Origin of the sequence: Bifidobacterium pseudolongum subsp. pseudolongum DSM 20099 (genome assembly GCF_000771225.1) — a bacterium.
Lineage (GTDB): Bacteria > Actinomycetota > Actinomycetes > Actinomycetales > Bifidobacteriaceae > Bifidobacterium > Bifidobacterium pseudolongum.
In genome coordinates this window covers 217613-240373 of the sequence record NZ_JDTZ01000005.1, presented here as the reverse complement: position 1 = coordinate 240373, position 22761 = coordinate 217613, and the positions used below count along the sequence as shown (strand labels likewise).

24 protein-coding genes and 1 pseudogene are annotated in these 22761 nt (G+C 54.9%); 13 read left to right on the top strand and 12 right to left on the bottom strand.

Annotation, left to right across the window (positions count from 1 at the left end; all coding sequences use genetic code 11):
- The first annotated feature begins 28 nt into the window (after positions 1–28).
- Positions 29–280, top strand: coding sequence for a hypothetical protein (locus tag OU02_RS05700; RefSeq protein WP_033489245.1), 252 nt, complete (start codon positions 29–31; stop codon positions 278–280).
- Between the two features lie 33 nt (positions 281–313).
- On the opposite strand, the gene OU02_RS05695 is transcribed toward OU02_RS05700, so the two are convergent.
- The 3 genes from OU02_RS05695 to OU02_RS08750 form a co-directional block, all read right to left on the bottom strand.
- Positions 314–514 carry a helix-turn-helix transcriptional regulator gene (locus OU02_RS05695; protein WP_033489244.1) on the bottom strand — a complete coding sequence of 67 codons (201 nt, stop codon included), beginning with the start codon at positions 512–514 and terminating at the stop codon, positions 314–316.
- Positions 515–517: 3 nt separating this feature from the next.
- Positions 518–982 (bottom strand): hypothetical protein, encoded by a 465-nt coding sequence (locus tag OU02_RS08360; protein ID WP_051918330.1) that lies wholly within the window; start codon positions 980–982, stop codon positions 518–520.
- Between the two features lie 657 nt (positions 983–1639).
- The gene (locus OU02_RS08750; protein ID WP_152593153.1) at positions 1640–2014 is read right to left on the bottom strand and encodes a hypothetical protein; all 375 of its coding nucleotides are present in this window, start codon (positions 2012–2014) and stop codon (positions 1640–1642) included.
- Here OU02_RS08750 and OU02_RS08355 point away from each other — a divergent pair.
- Positions 2004–2495, top strand: a complete 492-nt coding sequence (locus OU02_RS08355; protein ID WP_051918332.1) for a hypothetical protein — start codon at positions 2004–2006, stop codon at positions 2493–2495. The genes OU02_RS08750 and OU02_RS08355 overlap by 11 nt on opposite strands.
- Positions 2496–2523: 28 nt before the next feature.
- On the opposite strand, the gene OU02_RS08565 is transcribed toward OU02_RS08355, so the two are convergent.
- Both OU02_RS08565 and OU02_RS08125 read right to left on the bottom strand, forming a co-directional pair.
- Complete coding sequence (locus OU02_RS08565) at positions 2524–3333, bottom strand: aminoglycoside 3'-phosphotransferase (RefSeq protein WP_033489243.1); 810 nt, start codon at positions 3331–3333, stop codon at positions 2524–2526.
- Between the two features lie 479 nt (positions 3334–3812).
- Positions 3813–4217, bottom strand: a pseudogene (locus tag OU02_RS08125) (GNAT family N-acetyltransferase).
- 276 nt (positions 4218–4493) lie between these two features.
- On the opposite strand from OU02_RS08125, the gene OU02_RS05670 reads away from it, so the two are divergent.
- The 4 genes from OU02_RS05670 to OU02_RS08745 all read left to right on the top strand — a co-directional run bounded on the left by OU02_RS05670 (position 4494) and on the right by OU02_RS08745 (position 8246).
- Positions 4494–4715: a hypothetical protein gene (locus OU02_RS05670; RefSeq protein ID WP_238552044.1), complete on the top strand. Its 222-nt coding sequence runs from the start codon at positions 4494–4496 to the stop codon at positions 4713–4715.
- Positions 4716–5005: 290 nt separating this feature from the next.
- Positions 5006–6034 carry a hypothetical protein gene (locus tag OU02_RS05665; RefSeq protein WP_033489241.1) on the top strand — a complete coding sequence of 343 codons (1029 nt, stop codon included), beginning with the start codon at positions 5006–5008 and terminating at the stop codon, positions 6032–6034.
- A 424-nt stretch (positions 6035–6458) separates the two neighbouring features.
- Positions 6459–7367, top strand: a complete 909-nt coding sequence (locus tag OU02_RS05660) for a hypothetical protein (protein ID WP_152593152.1) — start codon at positions 6459–6461, stop codon at positions 7365–7367.
- 54 nt (positions 7368–7421) lie between these two features.
- Positions 7422–8246 carry a tetratricopeptide repeat protein gene (locus OU02_RS08745; RefSeq protein WP_129902403.1) on the top strand — a complete coding sequence of 275 codons (825 nt, stop codon included), beginning with the start codon at positions 7422–7424 and terminating at the stop codon, positions 8244–8246.
- 18 nt (positions 8247–8264) lie between these two features.
- Here OU02_RS08745 and OU02_RS05655 read toward each other — a convergent pair whose 3' ends face one another.
- A complete protein-coding gene (locus OU02_RS05655; protein ID WP_033489239.1) occupies positions 8265–8588 on the bottom strand; it encodes a nucleotide pyrophosphohydrolase in 324 nt (107 codons plus the stop codon).
- A 40-nt stretch (positions 8589–8628) separates the two neighbouring features.
- On the opposite strand from OU02_RS05655, the gene OU02_RS05650 reads away from it, so the two are divergent.
- The 5 genes from OU02_RS05650 (at position 8629) to OU02_RS05635 (ending at position 14072) form a co-directional block, all read left to right on the top strand.
- Positions 8629–10764: a DUF2075 domain-containing protein gene (locus OU02_RS05650; protein WP_033489238.1), complete on the top strand. Its 2136-nt coding sequence runs from the start codon at positions 8629–8631 to the stop codon at positions 10762–10764.
- 95 nt (positions 10765–10859) lie between these two features.
- Positions 10860–11930: a hypothetical protein gene (locus OU02_RS08740; protein WP_152593151.1), complete on the top strand. Its 1071-nt coding sequence runs from the start codon at positions 10860–10862 to the stop codon at positions 11928–11930.
- A 13-nt stretch (positions 11931–11943) separates the two neighbouring features.
- Positions 11944–13143, top strand: a complete 1200-nt coding sequence (locus OU02_RS08345; RefSeq protein WP_152593150.1) for a zinc ribbon domain-containing protein — start codon at positions 11944–11946, stop codon at positions 13141–13143.
- Positions 13124–13381, top strand: coding sequence for a hypothetical protein (locus OU02_RS05640; protein ID WP_033489237.1), 258 nt, complete (start codon positions 13124–13126; stop codon positions 13379–13381). The genes OU02_RS08345 and OU02_RS05640 overlap by 20 nt, the downstream gene beginning before the upstream one ends.
- A 259-nt stretch (positions 13382–13640) precedes the next feature.
- Entirely contained in the window at positions 13641–14072 is a 432-nt protein-coding gene (locus tag OU02_RS05635) for a hypothetical protein (RefSeq protein ID WP_160248855.1), read from the top strand.
- A 266-nt stretch (positions 14073–14338) separates the two neighbouring features.
- On the opposite strand, the gene OU02_RS05630 is transcribed toward OU02_RS05635, so the two are convergent.
- A complete protein-coding gene (locus tag OU02_RS05630) occupies positions 14339–15001 on the bottom strand; it encodes a DUF1287 domain-containing protein (RefSeq protein ID WP_033489235.1) in 663 nt (220 codons plus the stop codon).
- Between the two features lie 45 nt (positions 15002–15046).
- On the opposite strand from OU02_RS05630, the gene OU02_RS08735 reads away from it, so the two are divergent.
- Complete coding sequence (locus OU02_RS08735; RefSeq protein ID WP_152593149.1) at positions 15047–15601, top strand: hypothetical protein; 555 nt, start codon at positions 15047–15049, stop codon at positions 15599–15601.
- Positions 15602–15663: 62 nt separating this feature from the next.
- On the opposite strand, the gene OU02_RS05615 is transcribed toward OU02_RS08735, so the two are convergent.
- The 4 genes from OU02_RS05615 to OU02_RS08560 form a co-directional block, all read right to left on the bottom strand.
- A complete protein-coding gene (locus OU02_RS05615; RefSeq protein ID WP_033489232.1) occupies positions 15664–16800 on the bottom strand; it encodes an ATP-binding protein in 1137 nt (378 codons plus the stop codon).
- A 101-nt stretch (positions 16801–16901) separates the two neighbouring features.
- Positions 16902–17486 carry a hypothetical protein gene (locus OU02_RS05610; RefSeq protein ID WP_033489231.1) on the bottom strand — a complete coding sequence of 195 codons (585 nt, stop codon included), beginning with the start codon at positions 17484–17486 and terminating at the stop codon, positions 16902–16904.
- The gene (locus OU02_RS05605; RefSeq protein ID WP_033489230.1) at positions 17467–19590 is read right to left on the bottom strand and encodes a coiled-coil domain-containing protein; all 2124 of its coding nucleotides are present in this window, start codon (positions 19588–19590) and stop codon (positions 17467–17469) included. The genes OU02_RS05610 and OU02_RS05605 overlap by 20 nt, the downstream gene beginning before the upstream one ends.
- Before the next feature lie 29 nt (positions 19591–19619).
- The gene (locus OU02_RS08560; protein ID WP_080720544.1) at positions 19620–20972 is read right to left on the bottom strand and encodes a hypothetical protein; all 1353 of its coding nucleotides are present in this window, start codon (positions 20970–20972) and stop codon (positions 19620–19622) included.
- A 267-nt stretch (positions 20973–21239) separates the two neighbouring features.
- On the opposite strand from OU02_RS08560, the gene OU02_RS08835 reads away from it, so the two are divergent.
- Complete coding sequence (locus tag OU02_RS08835; protein WP_155266378.1) at positions 21240–21377, top strand: hypothetical protein; 138 nt, start codon at positions 21240–21242, stop codon at positions 21375–21377.
- A 252-nt stretch (positions 21378–21629) separates the two neighbouring features.
- Here the strand turns inward: OU02_RS08835 and OU02_RS08340 are convergent, their stop codons facing one another.
- Positions 21630–22652, bottom strand: a complete 1023-nt coding sequence (locus tag OU02_RS08340; protein WP_051918335.1) for a carbohydrate binding domain-containing protein — start codon at positions 22650–22652, stop codon at positions 21630–21632.
- Between the last annotated feature and the right edge of the window lie 109 nt (positions 22653–22761).

Below are 22761 nucleotides of genomic sequence, written 5' to 3'. Positions count from 1 at the left end.
TGTGGGCAAAACAGATAAGGAGCGTCTCATGAAATTCAGCGAAATCCTCGAGGAATGGACCACAAGCAGGACGTTTGCGTATCTGGGAGCCGCCACGGCGTGCGCGGCCGCCGCATCCGCGTACAAGCGTGCGCAGGCGAAGGGCCGCTCGCGGCTCTATGTGCTGCTTGCCGTGGCGTGGACCGCGCTGACGGTATACGACGTATGGGATTCCCGTCAGGATGACTACGAAGAGGACGGCGACAACGTGGACGATTGGAGTACACCCAGCGCCGTTTGATATTGGTGTGGGGCCAAGCAAAACAGAACGCGTTCAGAGCGGTGCATCAGGGGTGAAGATATCCTCGATGCGCAAGTCGAAGGCGCCTGCGATCTGGAAGGCGAGAGGCAATGACGGGTCGAAGCGTTCCTTTTCGATGGAGATGATGGTCTGACGGCTGACGCCAAGCATTGTGGCAAGTTTTTCTTGCGACAAGTGCCTTTCGCGCCGCAGCTGTGGCAAGCGGTTCCGCATGGTTCACGATTCCCTGCGGATAAGGTAGCTGACCGCGAACGCCAAGGCGGCGAAGGCGAAGACCGCAATAAGCGTCCAAGACACCATTGGGGGCAGCCAGAAGCTGGTGAGGGCGGCGCCTAGTCCTGTGCCTGCAAGCAGAAGATGGAAGCTGTCTTTGGCGGCCTGGTCATACCAAGTGCATTCCACGCTATGTTCAGGATGGGGGAGGGCTTCCGGGATGGTCGACCTATCGACCACCACCGTCCAAACCAAAGTGATGGCTGCCGGTGCGACGCATACCCCGATCAGCAGGGCCCTGAGCCATGCATTCATGGTGTTGTGTGGAAAAACCGGTGCCGCCTGCAGGGCGATGCCGATGACGGTCGCAACCACAAGGCCAGCGGGGATGGCCAGCCGCAGCGCCGGAGGTCCGCTGGGCTTGATGCGTCCAAACCTGCATGGCTTCTTTGCTAACTTCTCACACATGTCGTGCCTCCTATCGCGGAATGACAAGCGGATGATGCTCTGATTCTATGTAAAGTTTACTTAACTGTCAAGCTAGCTTAACATTTTAGCTGTTGCGTCAGGTTCTATGGGCTGTTTGCCATGCATCTGCGCTGGGGAGGAGCATTTTCCTTGTGGGCTTCGAGTATGCTCCTTGAAACTACGTCGTCCATAGGGCCAGCCCACAAGGAAAATGCTCCTCCTCAGCGCAGATACCGGAGTGTGGGGGCCCAATTGGTGTTTTGAGGCGTGGTGCAAGCGCCTTCTAGGCCGCCTGCGGCCAATGTTGCGCGAGGTGCTGCTGGATTGGCAGCGCCACACGTCGGTTGCTGTGCAAAAACGTGGCGTAGAAATCGATGCGGTTGGCGGGGGTCGGCAATCGCAACGGGCGTGCGTGTGCGAGTCATGAACCGCTCGTCGGTCAGGCGCAGGTTCTATGTCAGCCATATCGCTGGTAGAACGGGGCGCAATGCCTTAGGCCCGAAGCTCCATCTGCAGACGAATGTCATGTTTTGCGGCTTGCTGCATGACAATCGTCGCGAATGCGTAGACGAACGTCATGCTCGGCGATTCGAAAATGACGTTCGTCTGGGCAGCGGCGGCGCACGGCTTGCAGCATGCGGAAGGTGCACACGGGCGTCACAGAAACGGACAAGCAGTATGAGTTTCGCGGAAAAACACCCCTACCTGTTCTGGCAGCTCATCGGCTGGGGCATCCTGCTCGTTGACTTTGTGTTCACGGTGATTGCCATATTCAACGACTTCGGCGAGTGGAGCTACCCGATCATCGTCTTCACGTTCATCGGCGCGCTGTTCGCGTTCATCGGCTCGCCGTGCTGCCTGTACGCCAAGCGCGCCACGCGGATGCTGCAGGCGCGCTCGCCGGAGGAGGACCGCGCGGTCCGCAGCAAACTCACGGCAGTCGCCATGGCGCGCAAGACGCCGCAGGCGGCGCTGCTGGGCGCGCTTGTAGTGCTGGCCGGCGTGACATACGGTGACATACGTGCTGGGCATGCGCGGGCATGTGCTGCTCGGGTTCGCGATGATGGTCGCGATGGTGGTCGTGCCGTTCGTGATTCTCGTGAAATATCAGGATGCGCAGCGGCGGCGGTTCATGAAGGTCGTGCACGCCGCGCAATTCGTGGACGTGCAGTCGGATCCGTGGCTGGGATACCGGTCCGATGTGCGCCAGTTACACGCGTCCCTCGTGCCCGTGCCCACGGGCTACGGCACTGCAACGCTGGATTTTCTGTACAACTGGCTGCGCGTGTACTTGCTGACCGACCGGCTCGCGCTCATCCAATATTCCGCGAATGACTTGCGCAACGCCGGTTTTGTGGCGGTCGACGGCGAAGGTGCGCCTTTGGATGCGCCGGACGACCTGTTTTTGGCGATCCCCGAACATCAGCTCGATCTGAGCGATGGCAAGCGTGAGCAGTTCGAAAAGGAGTGCCGTGCGGTCGGCGCGTTTTGGCTGCCGCGCGCGGGGAAGTAGGCGGCGTGCACGAGGCGGGGATTTCGCGCTACATGAAGCATTCCATCGCGGCGATTGCGGCCAGTTTGCCCTCGTCGATGACGTCGCGGCCATAGGCATCAAGGAAACGGCTGCAGTAGGCGCTGGTGTGCAGATTGAACCAGAGGGTCCACGCGCCCCAGAACACATCGATGTGCCTATCGGAGAGGCCTGCATGGTCGAAGTCGATGAAACCGGAGAAGCGCCAGTCGTCTAGGATGACGTTCGGCAGGCAGTAGTCGCCGTGGAGAAGCGCGTCCGTTCGCAGTTCGCCGGCGGCCTCAGCGGCGATGCGGTAGGCGTCTGTGGCGGTGGTCCGCGGGCGGAATTGCGCGTCGAAGCGGCCGGCGCGCCAGCCGCGCTCGACGTTGTTGAGATACCGCGCGCGCACGTCGGGGATGTTGAGCGCGGCGAGGCGATCGGGCTGCGTGTGGAACAGCTCGTGCAGCGTGCGCAGGCGGACGGCGAGGAGGTCGCACAGCCGCTCCGGTTCGGCAAGATAGCGGGCGGCGGTGCAGTCCTCGCCGATGACCGCGCGCGTGACGAGCCAGTCGGCGTGCGTGTCATCGCCAGGCAGATATTCGACGACCTCAGGGCCGAGGCCGAGCTCGTGGAACGCGGTGCTCATGCGCGCTTCGTGGGCGAGTGTGCCGGCGGCCGCGGTCTTCGCGAACAGGGCGTTGCTGCTTGCGCCCTCGGCGCCGAGTGCGTAGACGCGCGCCTCGGGCGAGCTGCTCGTGTCATGGATCGAGCGGCCGTGCGCGAGGTTGCGTATGCTTGGCGGGGCGTCGGGGATGGCGGGGATTGGTGTGCGCTGCATGAGGGCTCCTGATTGTGAGCGATGTGGTGTTTCCAGCATAGAGTGGTGAGCTCGAACGCCATGGGCGTTTCCCGTGTTTTCTGGCGATTGGATGCACTTCGGCGGTGATATGAAACCTTTCAGAATGAAAGAGAATTCTTACATTGAAAGAATAGATTCTTTCAATGTAAGAATTCGGGTTATGTACTGTTTATCGGAGCGAGCTCTGTTCATGAAAGAACTTTTCCCTTTGAAGTAGTCAGCAAGAGTCTGCTATTCAGTGTTCGCTCGCTTCGATGAGGGACCTAGCCATATCCTCGAGATTCCGCCCCGTTTGGTGAATGTATTTCCGCTGGGGAGGAGCATTTTCTGGCGAGGGGGCGAGTATCTGCCTTGCAAACAATGGGGTAGCGGCCGGTGATACCCGGGGGTGGAGAAGAAAATGCTCCTCCCCAGTGGAGATACAGTCAGAAAGTGGCGGGTGCAATCCGCTCCGGGAGTCAAGAGCGGGTTACGATCTGCATCGCGCGGCCGTCTTCCATGAGCGTGAAACCGTGGCGCTGGTAGAACGGAGCGTTTTTGCTCTCTTCAGGCATCACCTCGAGGAACATGTAGCCGGCATACCGCTCCTTGACGCGTTCGGCAAGACCACTGCCAACATGCATGCCCTGGTATTTCGGATTCACCAGTACCCAATGCATGTAGGCAAGCATTTCACCGTCGTCGATCACGCGCGCGAGGCCCGCGGGCTGATCGCCGTCCCATGCGCTGATGACGGTGTCGCTGCCGAGCAGTGCGCGGTAGACGCGGTCGGGATACTGGGCGGATTGTCAACCGACCGATGCGAACAGTTCATGGATCTGGTCCTGCGTGAAGCGTTTCTCGTCCGTGTATTCGATTGCCATATCTGCAGGCTATATTCCGGCGTCTATATCAGGGGACGTGGGGTGGAGTACTTCGGTGCGTCGTGCGATGGTGCGAAGTGCGGCATCGCACAACGGAATGGGCGATATTAGCGTTTCGCGATATCGCGATATGCGCGGATGCGCGACGCTGAGGGGGATGTGGGAGCCCCATCAGAACAACCGAAAACTGTTCGCGCCGCGTAAGAATGGGTATGGAGCGCTCGCGTGACGACCACAATACAGAAGTGGATGGTGAACAACGGTAAAGGAGCGAATATGAAGAACGACAACGACGTAGAGAATACGGAAGATGCGGAAGTCGTCTGCCCATACTGCGGTTCGCGGAATATCGCGCATCTCATATATGGTATGCCGGCGTTCACCGAGGAGCTGCAACGTAAGCTCGACGAAGGCAAAGTGGCGCTGGGTGGATGCGTGCTTGAGTATGACCGTCCCATGCCATACTATCACTGCAACGATTGCGGCGAAGAGTTCTGACGCGGGCGAGATTCTGACGCATGCCTTGTCTGTTTGTTACTGATACGACGTTGCATAGCGATTGGGAATGATCTAGCTGTAAAAATATATAATTTATCTCTCTCTTCGGGGAGCCGATATGTACTGCCATTTATTGCATATTGTGGATATGGTCAGAGTGGGGATGGCAGATGTGTCAGATAATATCTCCGCTGCAAATATAGGTGCTCAATGGATGGTCACAGGCTGAGTGTCTGTCATTCTCGCGTTAATCTTGTTGCTGAAAGAAACTGTTTCATGGAGGAGGGAACATGAATTCACCTATCTATACCTCGGAACCTGCTGCCACAAGGGCCCTGGCTGCGGAAATCCGTCACAATCCTCAAGATTTCCTTGACCTTATTTCGCTTAAGATTGGTTGCACGGTGAAGGATTTTCAAACTGTTGCATGCGAGGAAGCAGAGCGCACGGATGTCGTAGTGACTGCCAACGACGAGAATGGCGATGTAATTCGAATTGGAATCGAAGCCAAATTTGACCACATTGTCACTAGAGATCAGCTTGAGCGTGAGAGTGGGGTGGTTGATTTTCTATTGCTCCTTGTGAAGGATGAAAGGGACGCCATCGATTTTGTCAAAGATGTTAGTGGCGTCCTTCTTTGGGGTGAAGTTCTCCGTTGTTTTAATGAGTCAAGGTTGACAGAAGCGGATATTCGTTCTATTCAGGTACCGCGATCCACGACTCGACATAGGTTCCGCCAGCTGAAGGAAGATATGAGCGCTTATATGCCAGAGGACGAGTGGGATTTTAACGTTAGTGTAGGGGGCAGTGGTAGGCCGACGTTGTCTTTCGAGAGTCGTGAGCAATTTCATGATTCCAGTGCACAAGACGAAGGGGATAATCGGCGGATTCGTGGACATGTTGCTGTTAAAGGTAGAGGTACTTTAAAAAATGTTGAAGAAGAGCATTATGAAATTTTTCTTGGTATAGAGGTTCCTCTGGATGCTGTCAATTTCCCCTCTCCTGAATCGAATATTCGTCCAGGTTGGATTGACGCCCTTGATACGCTGGATTGTGAGGTGCTTGAGAAAAATGCAGAGCGTGTCGAAGATCTAGGGCTACGGCGTCGTAGTGGAAAACGCGTCTCGGGGAAATACAAGGAAAATAAGAAACCTTTAGCGGATAAGTACCTCTCTGGTCGGGGATATTTGGTTCAAGGTTACACGGATGGCTGGGCCCTTGGGGTCAGGAGCCGATCCTTGAGTTTCGATGAACTATCTGAGGCCGCTCAGACTCTTGCGCTCATGGTCTCACAGTGGGCTGCGTGCTACCGGGATTGATGCTCGCTCTGACGTCCAGTTATGAGATGTTGATCATGCCTGAGTAGGCTGGATGGTGTGGGGATCTTAAGATTCTTTCCCGTATAAGAGTCTTAGGTTCCCACATGACTCCGTGTTGCTTTCCTATTGCATGCTGTAACCATAAGTAATTATTAATTACCTTTCTTCGAAAGAGTATGATAGCAAAATGAACCTTTTTTCTAGTTTCTATATATTTGTTTACTATTCTCTTTTTCTTGTTTAGGTTTTATCAGTTACTGAAAAAGTTAGTTTTCTTAGAAGCTGGATTCCGCTTCCCGTAAGCGTTGTCGCGAATAATGAATGTTTTGTGAAATGTCTCATATTTAGAATGGCTTTTGCTTGTATTTCAATAGACTGGACGGTAAGCGAGAGATATGGTCCATCGGAGTTTGAAGTAGTACGCATGGGGCGACCAACATATTATCTGGATGATAAAGCTGAGTGGGCTTTACGTCATGGTGGACATATTGATAAAGGCATCAGGGATGATAATGGTAAATTGATGGCTCTTCCTGATCTAATTCCGGCGGAAGATGATAGCTACGATGATGAGGTCGAAGCCATATCTCAGAGGGGCTCTGGAGATTCCTCGCTTTTTGGCCTGATTGCGCTGGCCGGCATATTTGCGGTCGGGGGAGCGGTTGTCCATTTCTTCTCAAAAAAGACGGAGTCAAACCAAACCCAACAGGCTCTCGAACAGGAGCGACGTGTCCGCGAGGAGCTATGTGAGAGCGAACGCGGTCGAATGCGTCGGAAGATGAAGCGCAAACTGGCCGAGAAAACGGCGCAGGTCGAGCGTGAGAAGCGGAATCTGGAAACAGAACGTCGAATTGCAGCAGAGGAACGTGAGCAACGTGCATGGCAGCAAGTGTCAGAGCAGCGGAATCTGACGGAAAAGATTCTTGCCCAGCACGAGGCGCAGATGCAGCATGATCGGAAGCTGCAGGAGCAAATGATACATGTACTTGAACGCGAGCAAGAGCTGTTGTTGCGTCAACAGAAACAAATTTCGCAACAGTTGCAAATACTTCAAAGTATGATGCAAGCGGAAGTCGCTGACCAATCGACGATTAATGCCGCACAGGTGCAAATCAAAGCTTTGGTGATGTCTATGCAAGATGTCAATTCGCGGATTCGGGAGAATGCCGATAAAACTCAGGCTGCTCAGTGCCGTCTCTTGGTGTTGGAGCAAGAGGGAGGGCGTATACCCTCTCAAGGTTCAATGCCTCAGCAGGTGGTTGCGAATGGTGACAGGATGCACCAAGCGCAGCTGATATTCGCGCGGACTCAAGCTGTTGAACGCGGAAATTGATAAATCATTAACTGGTGGTATTTCAGCTAGCGGTATTGAATATTAAGGAAGAGAATGCAGAATAATGATTCGCTGCGGGACGTGGCAATTGAAATGGCGGACTTGTATGATGCTGAGTGCTATACACAGGCGCTTCAGTTGGGTCGACATTATCTTGCCTCGGATGGTAGAAGGGATGCAGAAGCTTGGTCTGTGCATGCAATGGTAGCCGTCGAACTGAATAATGTGGCTGAAGCAATGGTGGCTGCAGGCCGAGCACAGGCAATTGATCCGCAGAACGCACAATGTTCCGGAGTGAAAGCCTTGGTTGATGAGCTAAGGGAGCATACGGCTGATTCGGCAAATTTGTATGAACAAGCTTGGGGTTTGGATAACACCAACGCCGAGTATGGCCTGTGTTTATACAGAGCGTTACGTAACGCTGGCAGGATTGAGGATGCTGCTGATTTTCAGCAGCAGTTGCATGAGCGCTTTCCTGGGGATAGGCGTGTCATGAATGCTCTTGCGGATGCCCGCGCTTCAGATGAGTGGAATCGCAAGGTTGATCCAAGAGGATACCGCCAAACCGAAGATGGGCTCAAATCTGGAGTATCACAAAAGTGTGGAATCGTTACAAGGGTGAAACGTTTCCTTGAAATCGATGATTCGAGTAAGAACTCATTTAAAGGACTTAATTTTGGTCAGCGAATAATACTTGGTGCCAAATGGATGTTGGTGGTAATCTGTGCTTTTTACTTGTTCTATTTTGTTGTGAGTTCAGTGTACATCTGTTTGGTGTATCCGGCTGGATGGCTTGTTCTCGCAGCAGTGGCGATGTTCTTGTTGCGGCGCAGGCGGAGTCGTGATCAACATGGGTCACGGGATGCATTCCAGAGGTGATATCTATCGCTACTGCCCTTACTTCGCTTTCGTGCCGGATCCTTTGTTCTGTTCTACCGGATACTTTGCCGCGTTCTTCGCCATCTTGCTTTGGATGATTTCGTCCAGATTCACGCCGATCACGTCGGCCATCTGGATGCAGTAGATCATCACATCGGCCAGCTCCTCGTGCACGTGCTCCCAGTCTCCATCGCGCGGTTCGTCACTCCACTGGAAGCATTCGAGGAGCTCGCCGGCTTCGATGCTGATGGATTTGGCCATATTGCCGGGAGTGTGGAATTGCCTCCAGTCACGTTCGGCAATGAATTCGCGAATTTGGTTAATGGTCTCGTTGGAAATCATGACAGTCATACTAACAAAAAACAGCTGATATCATGCCAATATGAGCATGCCCACCCAATTGCCGCGCCACCCGTATATCATTCATATTCCCGCACGGCCAGATCAACTGGAAGAATCTACGCTGCGCTCGCTGATGGAGCGTCAAATAGCCAAACTCATTGCGCGCGACTCTGTGTCGGAACAAGAGGCATGGGAATATTTGGGGCAATATCCTGTGGTGTACATTGTGCACGCAGAAGATGGTGCTGCGAAAAAGAAGCGGCATATTGTTTATGTGGGAGAGACGAATGACATTATTACGCGCACACGCCAACATTTATTGCAGGATGTGAAGTCTCGTGATGATTGGCGCCACATTGCTGCTGCCAGCAATGCGCAACAATATGTGATTGGCAGTGCTTTCTTCAATAAATCATTGACGCTTGATATAGAGAATCGGTTCATGCATTACATGTCGAGCGTTGATTCAGTGAAGCGGCTGAACAATCGACGCACAAATGCGCAGGGCAAATACTATACGGACACGCTGCTCGATTCGATGTTCCAGGACATCTGGCTTGGGCTGCACAAGCAGGACCCGGAGCTGTTCCCCGCTGAACAGATTATTTTGGATTCTGCATTGTTCAAGGCATCCCCGTTCCATGAACTGAGTGACGAGCAAAAAGACGCGGAACGTGTGGTTTTGGAAGCTCTGCATGCTGCGCGTGCGAATGGCAAGGACGATTTGCCAACGCTTGTTCTTGTAGGTGGAGCTGCTGGCACTGGCAAAACCGTGTTGCTGAGTCACCTGTTTTATCGGATGATGACGGAGAGTCTGGAGGCCGATGAGATTGAGGCTGATGCTGAGGCTCCCATCCCTGATGTGAGCCGTCCGTCTGCTTATATTCTGGTCAATCATGACGAGCAACTGCATGTGTACAACCAGATTGCCACCAAATTGGGGTTGCAGAAACGCGATGGGGAAACAGTGCTCAAACCGTCCAGCTTCATCAGAAAGTACTCACAAAAAGAAGATGATGGCAAAAGGGCGCGTACTGTCATTGAACCGAATAAGGGCAAGCACTATATTCCACAAGGGCAGGCTGATGTTGTTCTGATTGATGAGGCGCATCTGCTGCATACGCAGGGCAATCAGGGATACAGCGGATCCAACATGCTCACTGATGTGCTTCGCCGTGCCAAAGTTGTGGTGGCAATCTTCGATCCAGGGCAGATTCTTGAAAGCCGGCAGCGGTGGACTGATGAGGATATGGAGCGGTTCTTCCCGAAGGCGCGTGATGCGTCAATTGGGGGATTGGATGCTGTGCGATTCGTTGAGGGCAATATGGATGATCTGCCTATACGACATGCTCGGATTCAATTACATCATCAATTCAGAATCGCGGCCAATCCGTCTACCGTGGAATGGTTGGAAAAGCTGATTCAAGAAGGTGAAATCGGACCGTTGCCAGTGGACCATGGCAAGTGCAATCCACGGGCGGCCGAACGAGGGCAGTCTGAATGGATTTATGAACCGTTTGATTTGCGTGTGTTTGATTCGCCGGTGGCGCTCATGGATGCTATCCGCGCAAAAGCGAAATTGCAGGCTGATGGAGCAGAGGGGAAGGGCCTCTCGCGTGTGCTCGCAACATATGACTGGCCGTATAAGGGGAAAGGAGAGAATCCTGACACCCAAGATTTCGGCGGACAATGGAGTGTGGAGATGTATCGGGATGGCTTGCGGTGGCATGTGGGTGCGCCCGCTGGCCATGCCCGCGGTGAGCAAGCCAATGATGATGACTATTTCTATCATCCGTGGAATTACCAGATTCCCGACACGGTGGAGGAGCGAAAGGCGTCGGGAATCGTCAAGCCCGCGTGGGCCGAGAAACCCCACACGATTGATGAAATCGGCTCGACATTCACCATCCAAGGATTTGATCTCAACTACGCAGGTGTGATTTTGGGCCCTTCAGTCACATACAATCGAGAAAAACATTGCATAGAGTTCAATCCCAAGGCGAGTGCCAGTTCGAAGGCTGTCGAAAAACGTGGTAGCAAGCGCAGCTATGCGGTGGAAAATCTCCGTAATGAGCTCAATGTGCTGCTGACCCGCGGAGTGCACGGGTTATATATCTTCGCCGTTGATCCCGCGTTGCGTGAGGAGTTGTTGCGTCGGCAGCGTGAACGGAGGTAAGTGAATTAAATTCTTTCAGCGGGAACTCAAATTCTTCACTTTTCGTGGTCTATGATTAGTAATCAAGAGACGGGATTATTTGAGGAGATAGAGTGATGGAGTTCATATTTCATGCGCACGAAGGAGTTGTGCAAAGTAATGGCAATAGCGTGAGAGTTGCTATTGATGGGCAGAATCCATTTGTTCTACCCGTTTCATGCATATACCGCATTGAGCTGAAGGAGCCACAAGGTGATGTTTCTGGGCAAGTGGTATTGGTAACACCTCCATCGGAAGGTAATCCAACCGGCCGCATTCCATTTTCTGTGGATTCTCATCAATATTCGGAAGCACAAGCCTTTGACCAAGCATTGCGATCAATGGACCATAATGTTACTGGACATATCAATCCCGTATCTGGCATATCAAATATGTCGGTATCAGACACGCCTTCAGGACAAACGAAAAAACTCGCATGGTGGATTCCGGTAATAAGCGGATTTACTGCTTTGGTTTTGGGCGTTACTCTGGGATGGGGATTTACGCAGATGCATGCTGAACATACCTTGAAGGAAGTTGTAGCGGCAAAAGACACAGAAATTGAGAGATTGAACACCTCTTTGAATTCGGTGAAGGCACAGCTGGAGTCGGCTTTGGGGCGTGATGCTGGACAAGGTGCCGGGGGTGATTCTGGAACTTCTGGTGATACTGAGGGTAGACCTAATGAGGAAATCTCCAATGGTGGCATCACTATGAAATTACTTGAGTCGGGGGAGAAGCCGTCTATCAGCTTTGATTCTTGCGGGGACGGATGTAGTAATGGCAAGTTTGCCCCCAAAAATCCGGATGCAGATACTAAATTCTGGGTTGCTACTGTAGAGGTTACCAATAATACGAAAAAGCCTTTAGATATCACCTGCGGATATCCGTATGAAATTATTGCCTTGAATTCTGATAATCAGCAATACACGCCAATTGATGATTTGTACGATGTTGAGGGCAACCCTGCTTGTAATGCCGAATTGCAACCAGGGACAAAAACGAAAGTGACGTACCCCTTCCAAGTTCCATTGAATGCCAAAATGATAGGCCTTGCATTCCGTGATATAGGCGATTGGAGTACCGACACGCCAGCGCAAGATAACTATGCTGTCATAATTACAGATAGCAATTACCACGTTTCGTAAGGCGGAGATGGCGATGAGCATGATCATGTGTCCTGAGTGCGGCACCCAGATTTCGAGTAGGGCGCGTTTGTGTGTGGAATGCGGATATGTGGGCGATGATCCATCGCGCCCCATCAGTGAACAGATCACGCGCGAGGTCGTGCCGACGTTCAAGATGGCAGTCGAACGTTGGGATCCGATGGCGGAGCGCAGTAACGTCGAACTGATGGATGTGGCGGCCGAGAATAACGCGAGTATTTGGAACATATTCGGCAATTGGAAACAAGTCGTCACGCTACTGCCTGCATTGGCGGAATGGGTGCAGCAGCAGGCTGCTCATGAACCGAATAAACAGTGGGTCGCTGATATTCCGGAATACTATGCGCGGCTTATCGACGAAGGCAAAATCGTACTCAAGGAAGCCAAGGATGGCAGTGGGATACTTCCGACTGCATATAATCTGGATGGCAGTTTCGCCAAACAATTCAGACTCAAGGAAGTCGATCTCAGTCCGGATATGTTGCAATCCCTGCAGCACCTCCAAACGCAGGTCGCCATCGCATCAGTGCTCGAAGAAATCAAAGGGCTGAAGGAATCCATCCAGAGCTTGCAAATCGATTTGCAGAATGACCGGTTGGCCATTGCGGATAGCGCGTGGGATAAATGGGCGCAAGCGCACATGATTCCGCGAGGTCGCGCCCGCAATGACTACCTGCGTCTTGCCATGGCCACGGCGACCGACGCGAAATGCACACTCATGCGTAACTTTGCACAGCGTAGCCTCGCACTGGGAGTGGCTGCTGGAAGTAAAACCGGTGCTGTGGAAAAGGCCCGAAAAGTCAAGCTCACAATCACGGGAGAGAATGAGCGTCTCGCTACGGAAGCGATGCAGGATCTCGTGTCCATCGCCAATATGGTCCGCATCGAATGCGAAGGCCACGTTGAATTGAATCAGTATGATGCAGCCGAGCAGAGTCTCGTGCAGTTCACCGACTTCGTGCACGCCCAACAGCTCGATAATCCCGACACTTTATTGTCAATCAACAGTTATCTTGCCAATGAGGCTGGGGGAGAGGCGGTCATTGATCAATTCCAGGAACTGGTGTCCAGCACTGCTGCGTGGAAACAGGAAGCGATTACCGCTGGCATCGTGCCCCAGATAGAATCGGTAACAGTATCTGATGAAGACGAAGTCGTCACGAGTGAGGAAATACATGAAAATCAGGAAGCGTGATACGCGTAAGCAGACTGAAACCGGCGACTCCAGCGAATCCAGCGACAAGCAGCCGCAGTGCTCCAAGTGTGGGAAGAAGCTGCCAGCCACTGATGCAAAGGGCATCTGCAAGCATTGTGAGGCTAAGGTGGAAGGCAAACGAGCGGTGATCCTCGGCGTTGCTGCGATGGTAGGGAGTGCTGCCGTGAAGTACGGTCCGAAAGTCGTGTCATCGGCGATGAGGGTGATTAAGAAGTAATTTCGCCGGCGTCCTTTTGGTTTTCCCCGACAATCGCAGACTATCACCGGCTGCAGGGCGCTCGCGTCAAGTGAGCCAACACGCGCTGACCTATCTCGCCATCTTTGGACGTTCGAGATGCCCAAAGATGGCGAGATGTGCATCATAAACGTGTACACACCGACGGGAATGCGCTTTGACTAGTCGATTGGTCGGTTTCGCGCCATTCGACGCTTTACTTACAATGGAGCACAACCGCTGCGCTCAGTGGGAGGAAACATTGACCCAGCAGTCATGTCCAGATGCGTCTCCGCGCATGTCTCCAAGCGCCGAATCAGCAGTCTCGCGCCGTTTCCGCCAGCCTCCGGCTTGGGGCACATGGGTGCTCGGCATCATCTTCCTGCTCGACGTTCCGGTGGTTCTTCTCCTGGTGTTTGTCATGTGGATGACGGCCACCGACAACGCCCCCGATATTCCACCGGGTTGCTCATTCATGGACCCGTGCCCCGCCACTCCGGGGGAGTACGCGCGTTCGCTCGTCTTCTGCCTCGGATCGATCCTGCTCTGGGTCGTCTTCGCCTACGCCATCTACCGTCTTCTGCTCGCCTGCCTCGATGCCCGCGAATCCGCAGTCTCGCGCCGCACCACGATTGTCGTCACTTCCGCGCTGATTGTGGGACTGTCGGCGGTCGTGCTGTATGTACTTGCCTGACTGGGCCCATGGCGGCCTTTTGCTTCCTGAACCGTTTTGGAGCGTCGGGCGGATCGAATGCTACGCGTACTTTTTCGCGGCGCTTCTCTCCATGCTCTACCCTGCGTACTTCGCGGTGCGCGCTCGTTATTTCGCATACGCCGACGCGCGTGCATTGGCGGCCACCGGCGAGACAGATAGCTGACCATGTGATCTTGCTCTTTTGCGACGCATGCAAAACGGAAGCAGAAGCGCAATGAAGCGGCTGCTCCATCCCGCCTCCGCGCTCAACTGATCCGGTAGTGCCCGACCAGCTCCTGTGGAAACGTGCCAAGCACATCCTCCTCGTACTGCTTTTGCTTCGCGCTCACGTGGTGGATGAGCAAGGGCAGTCCGTTTGAGTTGCGCGTGTCGGAGGCAATGCCGATGTGATTGCTGTAGACGACGATGTCTCCGCCCTGCCATGCGCCCACGTCTGTGGTGTCTGTCGTGAGATTGATCGCATGCGCGGCGAAGTACGCGTTGAGTACGGGGACACGGCGGAAATCGATATTGGCATCAGGAGTGTCAACCTCATAACGCTCGGGGTGGGCGAGTATGTCTTCATGCACGAGCGTCATCAGATCATATCCTGCTCCGCGCAGGGCGGCGCCTACGACGTCGGTGCACACGCCGTACCCGTCGTTCGGGTAGCCGGTCGCGTAATACTCGCTTTTGTATGCCGGTTTTGTGGCGATATAGGCGTGCGCGTTCTGCAGAATGTCGCTTTGGTCGTCGACGCCGTCGCCGTCCTTGTCGACTGAGCTGGTGTATGGGGCGATGCTTGGCGCTGACTGTTGCGCCGGCCTGTCTTCGTCTGCGGCTCCTACTGTGCTCCCGCATGCCGATGCCAACGTACAGGCGACGATGAGCGCGCCTATCGTGATGATTCTAGATATCTGGTGTGCCATATTTATTCAAGATATAATCAGCTGCATCAACGATAGTGGTCATTCTTGTCCCCCTTTCGTCTTGTAAAACAATCTAACGTAATATCTCGTCATGTTCCGCGTCGTCGCCCGGCCGACGCGGCACGTCAGGTCGAGGGCCGTCGCGTCAACAAGCCGGCGAGCGGAAAGTTCCACGTGGAACATGGTGAAACACAGAAGAATCACCACCGCGATTGCATGAAAGGCGGTGGAGTGGCGGGCGTGGCGTCCCGGCCACCGGGCCCCGCCCACATGCTTCCCATTTCGCACTGCTTTGCTGAAAGCCATTACTGGGGAGTGGGCGGCGAAGGGGCCAACATAGGCAATGTAAATACCAATGCAAATGCATATGACGACACAATCATCAATGACCCGTTTGAATTACTTGAGTTCGTCAACGGGCTGCGGCAGCATCAGCTGCGCGCGGGCAGGGGCGGCGACAATCCCGGGCGCAAGGATGCGCACGGCAACACCATCTACCGGTGCAATGTGCACGGCCAGTACCGTCTGCACTTCACGAGGAATGGTGCGGAGCGTGTCACGTTCCTGTCGGTGAACACGCACGGCGATCTGCTGCTGTAGCGTACGCTACCCGCACACGAGGCGATGGTGCCGTAGTTGCCGGAGCTGTAGATTGGAGTAGTTCACTCTGTGCCGCTGTGCAGGAAGTGGTAGGCTCCATGTTCGCGTAGATAGTCGCGCATGTAGGGCAGTTTGAAATCCACCTGACCCCATGCAGGCGAATAGATGACGTCTTCTTTGATCAATTGGGTGCGGTACACATTCGCGTAGTGAATATCTCGGTCGAGACGCTTGGCGATTTCCGCGGTGGCTGATGGGCCGTCATCCTGGGCCATGGCGAGCAGATATTCTTTCTGCATCGAACTTAAGCCGTCAATTTCCGGGGCATGCACCATGTCACCCAGACCGCGTTGGGCTCGCCGAATCGCTTTTTGGGTTGTTTCCATCGTGATGACGTTGCTGTTCTTCGTGTATGCCCATGCCCAGTAGCCAACCAGTTGAATCATGAATGGATAGCCTCGCGTGCTAGCTGAAAGAGTATCAAGCACCTCGTCCGACGCCTGTTTGCCGTTTGTGGTGATGATGGTTCGGAATGCATGGTGCACCTCTGGGATTGGAATGCCGGAGAGCACGGTCCGATTCGCGCGGCGTAGGAAAGTGAGCACATTGTCGTTGAGCACATCCTCGACCATGGAAGGCAGGCCGGCGAACACGAAAGCGACGTTCCGACGCTCACGGATGAGGTGCTGCATGCCGGTGGCCAACGCGCGAAGTTCTGTGATGTCAGATGCCTGCACTTCATCCAAAGTGATCAACAAGCCTCGATTCTTCTTTTCCAACACATCGAGTCGTTGGCCTGCTGCACGGCGGAATGTCAGGGCGCGTTGAGTGGGTTCGAGCGATATTCCGCCCAAAGAGGTGGAGAGTCCCACAGGGGTACCGCCTAAATCCAAGCGTACTGTGGGCAGCTCTACCGAGCGTACCTTTGTTTTGGTGTCGGTGAGTGCTTCGACGAGCCGATCAAGGAACCCCTGATCGGCTGTTTCGTCGATGACATCCCATTTCCGGTCTCGTGCAATATCTCCATATGCGTTGAGCAAAGCGGTCTTACCGATGCCGCGGGGGCCGGTCACATAAGCGAGGCGGCCCAAATCGCCCACTCCATTGTCGAGCGCCATCTCGAATTCCTCGAGATCACCCTCCCTGCCAATCAGTACAGGTGGTGTCATGCCGGCAGTGGGTTTGAACGGATTCGCCATCAGATACCTCCTCCTGAAAGTATAAAGAATGTAAAAAGTATAAAAAAGTATAACGGCGTGTTGTGGTGACAACTGGATACTATAAGGCGCTCGACTATTGTTTAACGCCAGCGATAATTCCTGTTGTTGGGCCACATTGCTAGAAACAAGAGTTCGTCACGGTAGGGGAGCCGCGGGTCAATTGCACCTGGCTCAAAACCGGCCATGCCCTTCCGCTCTCCAACTCCAGCAAACACAAGTGCGCCAGAGAGTACACACCCTTTCCAATCCTGTGCGCTCAAATCGCGCAGTCCCAACTGGACGGTCAGGGGCGCTCCACCTTTGACCCTCACCACAGCATCATGGGGTTTCGTGCAGCGCAGCGTGCCGTCAGCGGTGTGCACCAAATCGCCAATGCTTACCAACGCCAAGCAGTACCGGTGAATCATTGTGGCGGTGAACATGTCCGTAAGCCACGGGTAGACAGCACTGAGGCGGGCAATCCAATCCAACGCCTTCTGTTCCGTCGCGGCGGGTGTGATGCCCATCGCGCCGCCGTAGCCGTCGTCGATGCAGCACGCCTGCACCCAGAATCGCAGGGCGGTGAACACAGTGCGGGTTGTAAACGCATGGCCTTCCGCATCATCGCCTGGTATTCGTGGCACTCCCAGATCGCGGGCCATTACATCAACGAGCTGGCGAACCATGGTCGATCCTGTCGATCAGAGTGGTGAGCTTATGTGCAATCGCGTTGTTGGAGCGGTCCTGGCATAGCGCAATTGCCGACTCCAGCCCTTGATACGCGTATGTTTCCAAGCAAAGATGCGGCATGACCCATTGCCGCGCATAGTCGCTGCCGTGCCCAAGCGCAATGATTTCGGCCGGTGTCACCATCGCGTTGGCGGCAATCTTTACAGTCGGGCGTAGCGCAGAAAGTTGTGTAATCACTGTATTCGAATCGGCGTGCTTGCGTATCAACTTCTCGTGGCCCTCGTAGAGTTCCGGTTCCTGCGCAGCGGGAAGCCCGATCATACCTTCGGTCGGCACGTAAAACACCCGTTGCCACACTTCCGGTGCCACCAGTCGTAGATTGGAGAAACTGCCGATTGGCAGAATGACTATCGTGTCGCTCGAGTGGCATCTGTTCAATGCGAACAGTAGGCTTTCATTGACGGTGTCGAATACGTTGTCCAATACAAACACTGGCGAAGCGCGGTTGCTCAAGAATGTTTCAAGCCTCGTGAAATCACTGAAATCCACGGGGATTCCCATATGCTGTGCCGGCACTCCGGTAAGAGCGAAAGAAAGTCCGTTCGCTATGGCTGGGGCATGAGCCGTGTCGATCGCAAGCAATCGTGTCGTATCCAATGTTCGGCATAGTTGCGTCGCGAAGGCTGCGAGTTTTTCATTGTTCTTGCTGCGCTGCTTGGAGAACATGCAGCATAATGCTTGGAGATTTTGCGTCAATGCATGTTGCACGGTATCGGACTGCTGTACTTTCGTCGGCTCCATCAGCGGAGCGCTGCGGAACCGTTGATCTTCATTCGGTGTGCGCTGTGATGCTTGCTCCTCCAGCAGTATGCGGTTTTGCTGGGCAATTTGTTGCAAGCCGATCTTCAGTGCTACATTCTCCTCGAGATCCTGCAGGGCCTTGTGCCGCTCTTCTTCCTGCAGCTCGAGTTCGGCCTGTGCGTCGCGTATCTCACGATGTTTCTGCTGTAGTTCCTCGTTGAGGTCTTTCACCTGCGCTGTCAGCTGTCGTACAGTTTTGGTCTGCGTTTCCCGCTGTCCTTGAAGGATGTCGAGCTGTTCGAGCAATTCCAGCTTTTGCTGCTTGAACTCGTCTGCGAGTTCGGCAGCGGCTTGTTGCCTGAAGGAAGACATGATTGCGTCGTCCTGCTTCATCAGATTGTAGATGATTGCCGACACGTCCTCTGTATTGCTGTGGATTGTCGCTTTGAGTGCTATCTGAAGTTCGCGAAGGTCACGGGGAGACGGATTGATTCCCAGATACTGTTCGAGATTCTCTGATTTTTCAAATGCTCGTTCCAGAATGATTCCTGCATCACGCATGAGCTCGCTACTGTTCATCGCTTGCTCTTTGCGGATGTACCAGTTCACGTATGACCGTGCCATCTGCTGCATTGGTTTGATGAGCACATGAGATGTCGACTCGGGCAACTTTGGCTGGACGTATACAAGACGATCATCCTTCCCTGAACGGCTGTTGACTGTTTGTATGTCCCCGCTTTTCAGTTTGACGTGTGGGACGGTGTTTGGAGCGGTCGCACTCAACGTGAGCGTTCGATGTTGAATTGTCACCATCTCGCGATTGAGCACGGCGGCTTCTAATGTGTTGTTGTTTCCGGCGAACAGAAACAGTATCTTTTCGGTGGGGTGGCCCGAATACTGTATGCCGCGCGCGAGCATATGCGGGAGTTCCCTTGCGCTGTTTGCCGGTGTATCGATGACCTCATATAACGGGGGCACTGTGGCGTGGAGCCCGCTTTGGAAGAAGTTTACAGTTGGTCGATCAGGGCGGTCATAGTTCGGGGTCCATTGCAGGAACCGAAAATCCGACAGGCCTGTGGCCATGATTCGGAAGAAGTTGGGATTGTAGAGAGTTTTAGGGTTGTCCGCTCGCGGAGTGCTGGAGCGCTCCCACCAGTTTTCGTATGCCACCCATTTGTAGTGCCCATTACCCTCAGCATCGGTCACATAATCGATGATGCGGAGAAACTGCCCGTCACCGTTGTTGTTCCGGATGAATAATCCCCAAGACCTTCGGTATTTGTTGGACTGCTGTACCATCTGTGTGCTCCCTGAATGTGTTGATGATTTTATCGGTGTGCGGAACGTATTCGGGCGATTGAGACGCTGGGCGGCGTGCCGTGGCGAGCCGGAAGATTTGTTCTCGCCAGTGCTATGTCGTAATGCTTGTTGATTGCCTGCCGTAGCACCTGCTGCAATATCGGTGCAGATGGCGGCACAATGGGATTGGTCTCCATTGGTGACTCGAGCGGTGAGAGTGCAGGAGGATCCGCAAGCGTGAGCCCCGACGGGTGGTCGTGTGAAAGCATGTAGGCGCTCCACGGCAAGTACCTGCTTGCGCGGAGAAAACAGCATGAGCCCTCGATCTGCGAACTCAAACGCCGTACGGGGGCGAATCCCAGAAAGGCGGCCAGCCGTGAGTGTGGCAACGCATGGGGTATCGCGTGCATGTCAAGTGTGGCGGCCATTGGCGCAGCGTCAGGCTGAATGAACGGCGTTTGATAGATCTGTGGACTGTGCGAGAAGAGCGGCTCATCGATGCCATTTGACCGCAGTTGCGGTGGCCATATTGGTACGGGGTCAAAGTCCAGACTCGTTAGGCGGAAGTTGTGCGCCGCAAGCCAGAATTCGGCATCCTGCCGGTTGGGGGAATCCCCGAGTATGACTATGCGTACCACGAGCAGGTTGCCTCGAGCGGTTTCGATTTCGCCTACTTTTTCTGCAATGTTGAAAATCTCGTCCAGCTTCTGCGAGGTCTTGGGATGCACCACGGCGTAATGGTCGAATCCGGACTTCACCGCTGCGCCGAACGTGAGCCTGCGTCCTCCGTGCGTACCGAACTCTGCGGTGAATATGAACAGTTGCTCGCCATTTTCGGGAGCGCCCACATTGCGCTGCCATTGCTCCGGTACGGTGATGCGGTGTGTGAGACGGAATGTTGGGTTCGCGAGGCGAATGGTGTGTTTGCGGTCGGCCACGAGTTCGGCAAGGTCGTAAGGGACTCCATCCACGGTAATCGCTGCGCGATCCTCGCGCAGTTCGGTTTCGAGATCATGCCCAAACGACCGGCGGCGTACGGAAAGTTCCAGATGGAACATAGAGGAGTCGCGATCTCGATTCCGCCGCAGGAACATGGGCAAAGCCGGCGGTTCGGTGCGTGGGTCGGCGCCAATACCTGCTTGGTACCGCTCGCAGAATCTGGCCACGGGGTCATTCTTGGCATGACGGAAGTGTGCGCGCACGCTTCGGCTACCGGGTTTGCCGCTGGCGCTGGTCGCGTGGTGAAAGTGGACGGGCCGGTCGCATGAAGGGCAGTGGAATCGCGCAGCGGCGGGGATATCGCCTTGGAATTTGCGCGCCACTTCCTCGGCGGTCACCATGCGTACCGGGGTCATGGGAATGAATTGTCGTGCAGTGTCCATGAGTCCCCCACTTCATCTCCCTTGCCGGTGTAGTTGCATTGTACGCGATGTCGGCAGGCGACCGCCATCAGCGCTCATTCCTGTGCATCTCGGCTGGGCGGGAGCATTTTCTGGAGTGGCGCTGAGTATCATCCTTGGCGTTAAGCCGTTGATACATGCCCCTGCCGTGGAAAATGCTCCTTCTCAGCCACATTCGCACTCACCCACATTGCCCCTCGCCATCTTTTCTACGATACTGCACTCAGAAGCATCAAAGAGGAGGCTGATATGGCGGGGAAAGTGACCCAACAGGGGATTCCGGAAGCAGACGCGGGCCGCCCCGCCTACCCATCGCTCTCGCAGCAGGACATCGAAGAGTTGTTTGAACCGCAGGTGCTCGTACAAGCTCTGGTGGTACTGGCATAATCTGAGGGCTTCCCCGGACGTCCGCCTCAGCGAAGACGAACGGCACGTTGTGCCCAAAACGCAGCGGGGCCCGCATGCCAACAGACATGCAGGCCCCGCTCGCGCACAGGCGTTATGCGCGCACACCGCGCATCACACCGTGCACGGTGCAGTGGTGCCGTAGTTGCCGGAGTTGTCGGTCACGACCACGCTCGCGCCGGTCGCGGTGTAGTTCTGCCCGGAGACGCCGTTCTTGTTGTCCCACTGGCCCGATCAGTTCGTGAAGACGAACCCGATCGGCCTGCCGTCCGGATTCTCGATTGCGTACGAGACGTACCCGCTGCACGCCGCGGTCATCTTGACGTCCGGGACCATGGTCCAAGTGCCGCCGTCGGCGAAACGCCAGTGCAGATATGTCGAGTCCGCGCCGAACTTCGTGCTCGGGTAGTAGACCGTGGTCGTGGAGTCCGGGGTCGGATCCGGGTCCGGGGCGGGCGCAGTGCCGATGTTGACGAAGACGCTCACCTTGCCGCTCTTCACGGAGCCTGCGGTGATCTTCTTGTTGGCGACGGTGATGGTGTCGCCGTTGACCTGATTGGTGTAGGTGCCGTCGTCGAGTGCGGTGTCGAGGCCGGCGAGGTTCTTGTCGCCGTCCATGTTGACCACGACCACGCCGTCGTTCGCGTTGCTGCCATCGGACTTGTACCGTTCGATCATCAGGCAGTTCTCGGCCTGGCAATTGCGCAGATACTCGGCGTTGCCTTCCATCGCGTTGCGGAACTTGTTGACCCACTTGACTTCCGGGCTCTTCCACTCGTTGTCGCCGGCGTCGCCGAGCTGTGACTGTTCCGCGAACTGCGCGTTCGCGCCGCCGGAGCCGACCGGGCGGTTGAAGAAGAGCGCCGCGCCGCTCGCACGGGCGCCGATGACGCCCCAGCCCATGCGGATCTGCCAGTCGGTCATGCCGGTGGACTGCCTATCGCCATTTGCGTAGGTGTCATGCGACTCGACCCAGGTGACGAGCTGGTCGTCCTGCACTCCCTGCCCCTGCAGATTGCTCAGATTGCCGGCGTTGAGATTCTTGCTGTTGAGCGCGCTGCGTAGTGCGCCGCCGTTGCTCGAGTACTTTTCAAAGAGCGCGGGGTAGGCGGCCACATTGAGACCGGCGTCGCCCTGCAGGACCTCGCCGTACTGGTATTGGGCGCCGTTGTCGAGGATTGTGTCGAAGTACGGGGGAATGCGTGCCGAACTCGTCAGGCAGTTCGATGTGCTTGGCGGCATCGTAGCGGAGACCATCCACGCCGTCGGCCACGGCCTGCTTGAGGAATCCTTGCATGCGGTTGCCGACTTCTTGGTTCTCGGTGTTGAGATCCCACAGGCCGAGCAGGTGGCAGTGGGTCACCTG

Coding starts and splice junctions, on each gene's coding strand:
- OU02_RS05670 (WP_238552044.1), top strand. CDS start 4,494: ATGAAGAACGACAACGACGTAGAGAATACGGAAGATGCGGAAGTCGTC.
- OU02_RS05650 (WP_033489238.1), top strand. CDS start 8,629: ATGAGCATGCCCACCCAATTGCCGCGCCACCCGTATATCATTCATATT.
- OU02_RS08835 (WP_155266378.1), top strand. CDS start 21,240: ATGGCGGGGAAAGTGACCCAACAGGGGATTCCGGAAGCAGACGCGGGC.
- OU02_RS05605 (WP_033489230.1), bottom strand. CDS start 19,590: ATGGTACAGCAGTCCAACAAATACCGAAGGTCTTGGGGATTATTCATC.
- OU02_RS08565 (WP_033489243.1), bottom strand. CDS start 3,333: ATGCAGCGCACACCAATCCCCGCCATCCCCGACGCCCCGCCAAGCATA.
- OU02_RS05700 (WP_033489245.1), top strand. CDS start 29: ATGAAATTCAGCGAAATCCTCGAGGAATGGACCACAAGCAGGACGTTT.
- OU02_RS05660 (WP_152593152.1), top strand. CDS start 6,459: ATGGGGCGACCAACATATTATCTGGATGATAAAGCTGAGTGGGCTTTA.
- OU02_RS05640 (WP_033489237.1), top strand. CDS start 13,124: ATGAAAATCAGGAAGCGTGATACGCGTAAGCAGACTGAAACCGGCGAC.
- OU02_RS08360 (WP_051918330.1), bottom strand. CDS start 982: ATGTGTGAGAAGTTAGCAAAGAAGCCATGCAGGTTTGGACGCATCAAG.
- OU02_RS05655 (WP_033489239.1), bottom strand. CDS start 8,588: ATGATTTCCAACGAGACCATTAACCAAATTCGCGAATTCATTGCCGAA.
- OU02_RS08345 (WP_152593150.1), top strand. CDS start 11,944: ATGAGCATGATCATGTGTCCTGAGTGCGGCACCCAGATTTCGAGTAGG.
- OU02_RS08750 (WP_152593153.1), bottom strand. CDS start 2,014: ATGCCCAGCACGTATGTCACCGTATGTCACGCCGGCCAGCACTACAAG.
- OU02_RS05630 (WP_033489235.1), bottom strand. CDS start 15,001: ATGGCACACCAGATATCTAGAATCATCACGATAGGCGCGCTCATCGTC.
- OU02_RS05695 (WP_033489244.1), bottom strand. CDS start 514: ATGCGGAACCGCTTGCCACAGCTGCGGCGCGAAAGGCACTTGTCGCAA.
- OU02_RS08745 (WP_129902403.1), top strand. CDS start 7,422: ATGCAGAATAATGATTCGCTGCGGGACGTGGCAATTGAAATGGCGGAC.
- OU02_RS08340 (WP_051918335.1), bottom strand. CDS start 22,652: ATGGTCTCCGCTACGATGCCGCCAAGCACATCGAACTGCCTGACGAGT.
- OU02_RS05665 (WP_033489241.1), top strand. CDS start 5,006: ATGAATTCACCTATCTATACCTCGGAACCTGCTGCCACAAGGGCCCTG.
- OU02_RS05610 (WP_033489231.1), bottom strand. CDS start 17,486: ATGGTTCGCCAGCTCGTTGATGTAATGGCCCGCGATCTGGGAGTGCCA.
- OU02_RS08560 (WP_080720544.1), bottom strand. CDS start 20,972: ATGGACACTGCACGACAATTCATTCCCATGACCCCGGTACGCATGGTG.
- OU02_RS05615 (WP_033489232.1), bottom strand. CDS start 16,800: ATGGCGAATCCGTTCAAACCCACTGCCGGCATGACACCACCTGTACTG.
- OU02_RS08740 (WP_152593151.1), top strand. CDS start 10,860: ATGGAGTTCATATTTCATGCGCACGAAGGAGTTGTGCAAAGTAATGGC.